Below are 7388 nucleotides of genomic sequence, written 5' to 3'. Positions count from 1 at the left end.
CCCGACAACGACTACAACCATTACAACAACTACAACCACTAAAACCCCTCAACTTGACAACCAGACAACGCGGAACTGACAGCCCAACAACCATTTTAACTTATGAAAAAGACTTATCCTATTTTACTTTCCCTCTTGGTTTTGCTCTTTTCCTGTACAGGCAAAGTTGAAAATACTACCGTAGAGGAAGTTTTGCCGGCTGAAAATAAAGTTCGCCTCATTTATGACACGGATGCTAACAATGAGTTGGACGACCAATTTGCCCTTATTTACCTATTGCTCAATGGGGAAACCTTTGACCTTGAGGGCGTCACTGTCAATGCCACCAAAAGTGGAGGAGACATCAATGGACATTATGAGGAGGCAAAACGAATCCTGCAACTTGGTCTCAGTTATGAAAAGATTCCTTTACTCAAAGGGGCCAATGGGTCATTTGCCGACATTCAGTCAACGGTCTCCACAGGAAATTTTGACGGACAAGAGGCAGTGGATTTCATCATCGAGCAGGCAAATGCCGACAATCCCGAAGAACTCATTCTGCTTGCTGTTGGCAAACTGACCAATGTGGCTTTGGCTTTGGAAAAAGACCCTTCCATTGCCTCCAAAATGAGGGTGGTTTGGTTAGGATCCAATTATCCACAGCCCGGAGAATACAATCAGGAAAACGATACTGTGTCTATGAATTATGTGTTGAATACGCAGGTTCCCTTTGAAATGGTCACCGTCCGCTATGGTGAACCCACCGGAACTGATGCAGTCAAAGTCACGCAATCGGAAATCAATAGCCGCATGCCCGGTCTAGGTCCACAGATTGAAACTCCTATTGTGGGAAGGCATGGAGGAGAGTTTTACAATTTTGGAGACTATGCGGTCAACTTGTTTGAGCATATCGATTATCACGGCGATCCTCCTTCCCGCGCTTTGTTTGATATGGTGGCAGCAGCGATTCTAAAAAATCCTGTTTGGGGAGAAAAGAGAGAGATTCCATGCCCAATCCTGATTGACAATCAATGGGTAGAAAGGCCTGCGAATCCACGAAAAATTGTGCTTTGGGAGAATTTTGATCGGGATGACGTCATGGCTGATTTCTACGAATCTTTTATCGATTACAAAATCGTCAACCCAAAATAACCCTGCCTATGTATATCATTGAATCTTATTCCTTGGCAGTTGTCTTTTGTATCATCACCATGTTTTGCTGGGGTTCATGGGCCAATACCCAAAAACTTGCAGGTTCTGCATGGCGGTTTGAATTGTTTTATTGGGATTATGTCATCGGGATTGTTATCCTCTCTTTGGTTTTTGGTTATACCTTGGGAAGTAGCGGAGAGGGAGGAAGGGGATTTACCGAAGATTTGTTTCAAGCTAGCAGCAGTAGTTATTCACTTGCTTTTATTGGAGGGGTGATATTTAACCTTGCCAATATCCTCATCGTTGCGGCGATTGCTTATGCAGGTATGTCGGTCGCATTTCCTGTCGGTATCGGGCTTGCGCTTGTATTGGGTGTCATCGTCAATTATGTGTCCAATCAGCAAGGAGATCCTGTCATGCTCTTTGCTGGGGTGGCTTTGGTGGTAGTTGCCATTGTATTGGATGCCATGGCCTACAGAAAGCTCGCCTCGACCAACCAAAAAAACCCAAAAGTCGGATTGATTTTGGCTTTGGTGGGAGGATTTTTAATGTCTTTCTTTTACTTCTTTGTGGCGCAATCCATGTCACTCGACTTCTCAAATCCTGAGGGCGGAAAATTCACTCCCTATGGTGCAGTATTTGTCTTTTCGATTGGGATCTTGCTGAGCAATTTTGTATTCAATACTTTTTTGATGAAAAAACCCATCGAAGGGCCTCCATTGACTGCTCCCGATTATTTTGCCGGAAAGCTTCCTGTGCACCTATTCGGAATCTTGGGTGGGATTATTTGGTGCATCGGCATGTCTTTTAGCATCATTGCTGCCGAAAAAGCAGGACCTGCCATTTCCTATGGCTTGGGTCAGGGAGCGACTATGATCGCAGCTTTTTGGGGAGTGTTTATTTGGAAAGAATTCAAAAATTCACCCAAGGGAACGGGCAACCTGATTGCAGGAATGTTTTTGTTTTTTGTAATAGGTCTTGGGATGATTGTCTATGCAGGAGTTTAAAAAGCCTCCTCCACATCATATTTCCACAAATAAAAAAAAGCTTGCTCAATTCCTTCAAAATTCCGTCCCGGATTGGTTCGGATGATAACCTGCTTCCCTTCTTCATCTTCGATTTTGACCATCTGATGACTTCCAAAATAGGAGGTCTTGACGATTTTTCCGCTCAGTTGCTGACCGGGTCTTTGGACCACTTCAGCATGCTCGGGTCTGAATATTAGACTGACTGGATGCTTGTGTTTTTTCGCTTCAGGATCCGTGATAAACCCAAAGGAAGTATAGAATCCTTCCCCCGAAGGTGTGGCGAGGAGGTCATTTCTTTTGCCGAAAAAATTGGCGACATAAGGATTTACAGGATTTTCATAGAGTTCCTTGGGAATGTCTATCTGCTGCAAATAACCTTTGTGCAAGATGGCGATACGGTCTGCTGTGGACAAGGCGTCCTTGGTGTCGTGGGTGACAAAAATAGCCGTGATTCCTGTTTTTTTGATGATTTGACGGATTTCTTCCCTTACCTGATCTTTGAGCAAAGCGTCTAAATTGCTAAAGGGTTCATCCATCAGCAGGATTTTTGGATTGGGTGCAATGGCCCTCGCCAAGGCCACCCGCTGCTGTTGTCCACCAGAAAGTTGGTGTGGATATTTATTGACATCTTCGTTTAGCCCCACCAATTCCAAAGTTTTTTTGGCAATTTGCATTGGATCGCCCATGGTTTTTTTGATGCCAAATTTCACATTGTCCAAAATGGTCAAATGTGGAAAAAGTGCATAGTCCTGAAAAACCATTCCAACCTGCCTTTCATGGGCAGGAACAGATTTTCTGCCTTCAACAATCACCTGACCGGAGAGGGAAATGGAGCCGGAATCCGGATGTTCCAAGCCTGCAATCAGCCGCAGAAGCGTGGTTTTGCCGGAACCGCTTTCTCCCACCAATGCCAAAATCTCTCCTTCTATAACATCAAAGGAAATATCATTCACTGCAAATTCCTTTGCTTGACTGTATTTTTTATTGATTTTTTGGAGTGATAAAATTGTCATGGGAGATTTTCGGTTTTTCCTCTTTGCCTCTTTTCATGATCATCCTGTTGAGCAAAATGATAGGAATGATTCCGGTCAAAATGATGATCAGGGCGGCATTGGATGATTCAGCAATCATTTCATTGGTGGCCATGTCAAAAGTTTTGGTGGCCAAAGTCTGAAAGTTGAAAGGGCGCAAAATCAAAGTTAAGGGTAATTCTTTTAATACATCCACAAAGACAAGCAATACTCCCGAAACAAGACTTGTTTTGATCAGGGGAAGGTCGATTTTCCAAAGTGTCTTGGTACTTCTGACACCGAGCAACCTGCTTGCTTCATTGACATGGATGCCGATTTTTTGAAATCCAGCTTCTACCGGATTGTAACCTACCGCCATGAACCGTACGATATAGGCAAAAACCAAGGTGAAAAGCGTACCCGAAAAAAGCAGTCCTGCTGTGGAGGAAAACAATGTTCCATAGATCCATTTGTCAAGGGCAAGAAAAGGAATCATCACCCCCACAGCAATCACGGCACCGGGAATGGCATAACCCAAAGTTGAAATTTTGGTGATGTTTTTCACCCATTGGAATGGACTCAGTCTGAGTGCATATAGCAAAACCACCGCAAGGAAGACAATGACCAAGCCACTGACAGCGGCCAACCCAAAACTGCGGTAGATAAGCAGAAAGAAATCCTGATTCACCACTTTGTGGTAGGTCATACTGACCCAATAGAGAAGCTGAAAAAAGGGAAAGAGAAAACTGAGCAAGAAAATAAAGGTACAGATTCCTGTATAAAGCAATTTTTTATCTAGACTTGGAATGAGACGGGCAGTGGGTTTGTGGAGTCCGGTGACCGCGGCAAATTGCCTGTTTCCTCTTTGGCGGGATTCCAAGTAGAGGATCAGAAACACAAAAACCATCAATATCGCAGCGAGATAAATCGCCGTTGTGACATCACCCATCGAAAACCAAGCCCGGAAAATCCCGGTAGTAAAAGTATTGACACCAAAATATTTGACTGTCCCGTAGTCATTGAGGACTTCCATCGATGCCAAGGCAATGCCTGCCACTATCGCCGGTCTCGCCATAGGCAATGCGACTTTGAAGAAGGTCTTTAGCCTATTGGCTCCCAAGAGAAATGAAGCCTCTTGCATGGTTTTGGATTGCTGCAAAAAGGAAGCCCGCGAAATCAAAAAAACATAAGGGTACAAAGTGATGGAGAGGATGAAGATCGCTCCGGGAAGATTCATCAGGTCTATCACACTTCCTTGGAAATTGATATCAAAATTATTCCTCAAAAATACCTGAACGGGACCGGTGTAATCGAGAATTCCGACATAGGTATACGCCATGATGTATCCCGGAAAGCCCAAAGGCAAGATCAACAGCCACTCAAAGTATTTTCTTCCGGGAAATTCATAATTGGAAACCAACCATGCAGTACTAACCCCAATCAAAAAAGTAAAGAATGCTACACCTAAGAGGAGAAAAACAGTGTTTTGGAAATAGCCAAAAAGGAGGTTGTTGGCAATATGTTGCCAACTCCCTCCCGGGCTATCAAATAGTTTGATAAATATGGTAAACAGAGGAGTGACCACTAGAAGCAATATCAGCAACGAGTAGCCGGTCCACTTATTCCACCAATAATAATTACGTTTTAGGATATCCAATACTTCAGCTTATTTCCAACCTACTTTGTCAAATATGACGACTGCATCACTGTTGTTGTCACCCAATACAGAAAGATTTACCTCATCTGCTTTGAATGTTCCCCACTTTTTAAGCAAGTCAGACAATTCAACATTTGGGTTGACAGGATATTCAAAATTGATGTTGGCCAACATGCCCTGTGCTTCTGCGGCAGAGAGAAATTCGATCAACTTGATGGCATTGTCTTTATTGGGTGCATGCTTGGTTACGCCGGCACCGGAGATATTGATATGTGTGCCACGGTCATTTTGGTTAGGGAAAAAGATAGCAATTTTTTCAGCTGCTTTTCTCTCTTCTTCATTTTCGTCATTGAGCATAATGCCTATATAGTAGGTATTCACAATGGCCACATCACCTTCACCTGCCGCAACAGCCTTCACTTGATCACGGTCACTTCCTTTTGGTTCTCTAGCCATGTTGGTCAATAGACCCGCAGCCCATTGTTCAGCACCTTCTTTGCCATGCTGCGCTATCACAGAAGCCATCAAGGATTGGTTGTATATATTTTCTGAAGATCGGGTTAAAACTCTTCCTTTCCATTGAGGTTCAGTCAGTGCTTCATAGGTGCTCAATTCTTCTGGTTTTACCCTTTCGGTGCTGTAAGCAAATATTCTCGCCCTGTAGGTCAGTCCAAACCAAAATCCTTCAGGGTCTCTGAATTTTGCCGGAATGTTTGTATTCAAAGTTTCAGAACTGACAGCTTGAAACAAGCCTTTGCTTTCAGCCCTGTGAAGACGTCCTGCATCTACGGTGATCAATACGTCTGCAGGGGAATTAGCACCTTCCAATTCTAGTTTTTGGATAAGCTCATCAGCGGAGGCAGAGACAACATTTACTTTGATGCCGGTCTGCTCGGTAAATTTGTCAAAAAGTTGTTGGTCTGCTTCATAATGTCTGTGGGTGTAGACATTGACTACTTCTTCTTTTTGTTCTGTAGTACCACCACAGGAGAATAAAATTGCCCCAACCGAGGCTATTAAAGTCGATTTGATGATGTTTTTTAACATGTTTTTTTGAATTATTGGGCCAAAAATAATCATTATTTAAATCAAATCTAAATAAAAAGAAAAAGAATTTTATATTTGCATCGAACAAGAAAACCCTCTTTTGGATTCAATAATTACCTCAATATCACAGCGCTTATGACTATCCAACAACTTGAATATATCATCGCAGTGGACAAGCACAGGCATTTTGGGCATGCTGCAGAATCCTGCTTTGTGACCCAACCAACGCTGAGTGCGCAGGTAAGCAAATTAGAGAAGGAATTGGAAGTGATCTTGTTTGACCGGTCCAAAATGCCGGTGATACCTACTGAAATCGGAACCCAGATTATCGAACAGGCCAAGCGTGTAGTGTCTGAAAGTAAGGGAATTTTTGAACTTGTATCTCAACTCAAAGGCGATATCAGTGGCGTGATCAAATTGGGGATAATTCCCACTTTGGCACCTTATCTTCTGCACCGATTTATACGGTCATTTCTCGAAAAATTCCCCCATGTCAAGTTGCAGGTGGAGGAAACGGTGACGGAAGATATTATCAAAAAGCTGAAAAATGACGAACTCGATCTCGGGATCGTAGCTACGCCTTTGGATGAAAGTGGCATTGTAGAAAAACCCATGTTTTATGAAAAGTTTTTTGCCTACCTGTCAAAGGGACATCCTTTGCTGTCCAAAGAAAAGCTTTTGGTCAAGGACCTGGAAACCGATGACATGTGGATGCTGCAGCAGGGTCATTGTTTCAGAGATCAGGTGCTGAACTTATGCAGTCAGACAAAATTTCAGAGGATGAATTTCCATTATGAAAGTGGTTCCCTCGAAGGATTGAAAAACATGGTCAACCAATATACCGGAATCACACTATTGCCCGAGTTGGCGACCGCTTCCCTAAACGACGAGGAAAATTCGAGGCTGAGGTCGTTCAGTGACGAGACTCCGGTGAGAGAAGTAAGCATTGTGTTGACAAGGAGTTTTTTGAAAAAGAAGTTGGTAGAATTGCTATACCATGAAATCTCCGCTGCCATCCCACAAGAGATGACGTCCAAAGCCCATGGAAAAGTGGTGCGGTTTAAATAGAATTAGGCTGGCGTGACTTCTTCTTCTCCAACCAAAATCTGGACCGGTAAGCTTAAAAATTTGCTTAGTTTTCTGATCATTTCCACATTCAATGATCTCTTTCCTTGAAGAATTTTTGATACATTTCCTTTATCGCCAAGGATTGGTATAAGGTCTTTGTTTTTTAATCCCAGATCTTCCATCCTGATTTTTATTGCGGTAATAGGATCTGTTTTAGGAATGATGAAATTTTCGATTTCATAAAGTTTGACCAAAGCCAAAAGAAGCTCAAGTTCATATCCTTCCGGTGTTCCTTTTTGGGAGTCAAATAAATAGTCAATCCTTTCCAAATAAGTTTGGTATTGGTCTTCGTTTGCTATGAGGGTTAATTTCATTTTTTTGGTGCGATCCAGATACAAGGGTTTGTTGATAATTCAATTTGGTTAATAATTTTGTAATTTTCCAATC

The 7388-nt window shown here is 42.8% G+C and carries 7 protein-coding genes; 3 read left to right on the top strand and 4 right to left on the bottom strand.

Annotated elements, in window-relative coordinates:
* Positions 1-102: 102 nt before the first annotated feature.
* On the top strand, positions 103-1131 hold the full coding sequence (locus M3O96_RS21710) for a nucleoside hydrolase (RefSeq protein WP_241124924.1): 1029 nt from the start codon (positions 103-105) through the stop codon (positions 1129-1131).
* An 8-nt stretch (positions 1132-1139) separates the two neighbouring features.
* Complete coding sequence (locus M3O96_RS21705; RefSeq protein ID WP_241124923.1) at positions 1140-2138, top strand: GRP family sugar transporter; 999 nt, start codon at positions 1140-1142, stop codon at positions 2136-2138.
* Here M3O96_RS21705 and M3O96_RS21700 read toward each other — a convergent pair.
* From M3O96_RS21700 to M3O96_RS21690, 3 genes are read right to left on the bottom strand one after another with little or no spacing between them, the layout of a single operon-like run.
* Positions 2135-3172, bottom strand: coding sequence for an ABC transporter ATP-binding protein (locus tag M3O96_RS21700; RefSeq protein ID WP_241124922.1), 1038 nt, complete (start codon positions 3170-3172; stop codon positions 2135-2137). The two genes, M3O96_RS21705 and M3O96_RS21700, sit on opposite strands and share 4 nt — an antisense overlap.
* A complete protein-coding gene (locus tag M3O96_RS21695) occupies positions 3141-4826 on the bottom strand; it encodes an ABC transporter permease (protein ID WP_249725275.1) in 1686 nt (561 codons plus the stop codon). Before M3O96_RS21695 ends, M3O96_RS21700 begins: the two co-directional genes overlap by 32 nt.
* Positions 4827-4835: 9 nt before the next feature.
* Positions 4836-5873, bottom strand: a complete 1038-nt coding sequence (locus M3O96_RS21690; protein ID WP_502798929.1) for a Fe(3+) ABC transporter substrate-binding protein — start codon at positions 5871-5873, stop codon at positions 4836-4838.
* A 135-nt stretch (positions 5874-6008) separates the two neighbouring features.
* Here M3O96_RS21690 and M3O96_RS21685 point away from each other — a divergent pair, with 135 nt between their 5' ends.
* Positions 6009-6941: a hydrogen peroxide-inducible genes activator gene (locus M3O96_RS21685; RefSeq protein ID WP_249725269.1), complete on the top strand. Its 933-nt coding sequence runs from the start codon at positions 6009-6011 to the stop codon at positions 6939-6941.
* A gap of 2 nt (positions 6942-6943) precedes the next feature.
* Here M3O96_RS21685 and M3O96_RS21680 read toward each other — a convergent pair whose 3' ends face one another.
* Entirely contained in the window at positions 6944-7315 is a 372-nt protein-coding gene (locus tag M3O96_RS21680; RefSeq protein ID WP_249725266.1) for a helix-turn-helix domain-containing protein, read from the bottom strand.
* Positions 7316-7388 lie beyond the last annotated feature (73 nt).

This window comes from Aquiflexum sp. TKW24L, assembly GCF_023502205.1.
Taxonomy (GTDB): domain Bacteria; phylum Bacteroidota; class Bacteroidia; order Cytophagales; family Cyclobacteriaceae; genus Cognataquiflexum.
Note: the sequence above shows the minus strand (reverse complement) of the source record. Positions and strands in the feature narration are given on the sequence as shown.

What these genes read in the sequence shown, in the direction of transcription:
- M3O96_RS21710 (WP_241124924.1), top strand. Translation starts at nt 103, where the DNA reads ATGAAAAAGACTTATCCTATTTTACTTTCCCTCTTGGTTTTGCTCTTT.
- M3O96_RS21705 (WP_241124923.1), top strand. Translation starts at nt 1,140, where the DNA reads ATGTATATCATTGAATCTTATTCCTTGGCAGTTGTCTTTTGTATCATC.
- M3O96_RS21700 (WP_241124922.1), bottom strand. Translation starts at nt 3,172, where the DNA reads ATGACAATTTTATCACTCCAAAAAATCAATAAAAAATACAGTCAAGCA.
- M3O96_RS21690 (WP_502798929.1), bottom strand. Translation starts at nt 5,873, where the DNA reads ATGTTAAAAAACATCATCAAATCGACTTTAATAGCCTCGGTTGGGGCA.
- M3O96_RS21685 (WP_249725269.1), top strand. Translation starts at nt 6,009, where the DNA reads ATGACTATCCAACAACTTGAATATATCATCGCAGTGGACAAGCACAGG.
- M3O96_RS21680 (WP_249725266.1), bottom strand. Translation starts at nt 7,315, where the DNA reads ATGAAATTAACCCTCATAGCAAACGAAGACCAATACCAAACTTATTTG.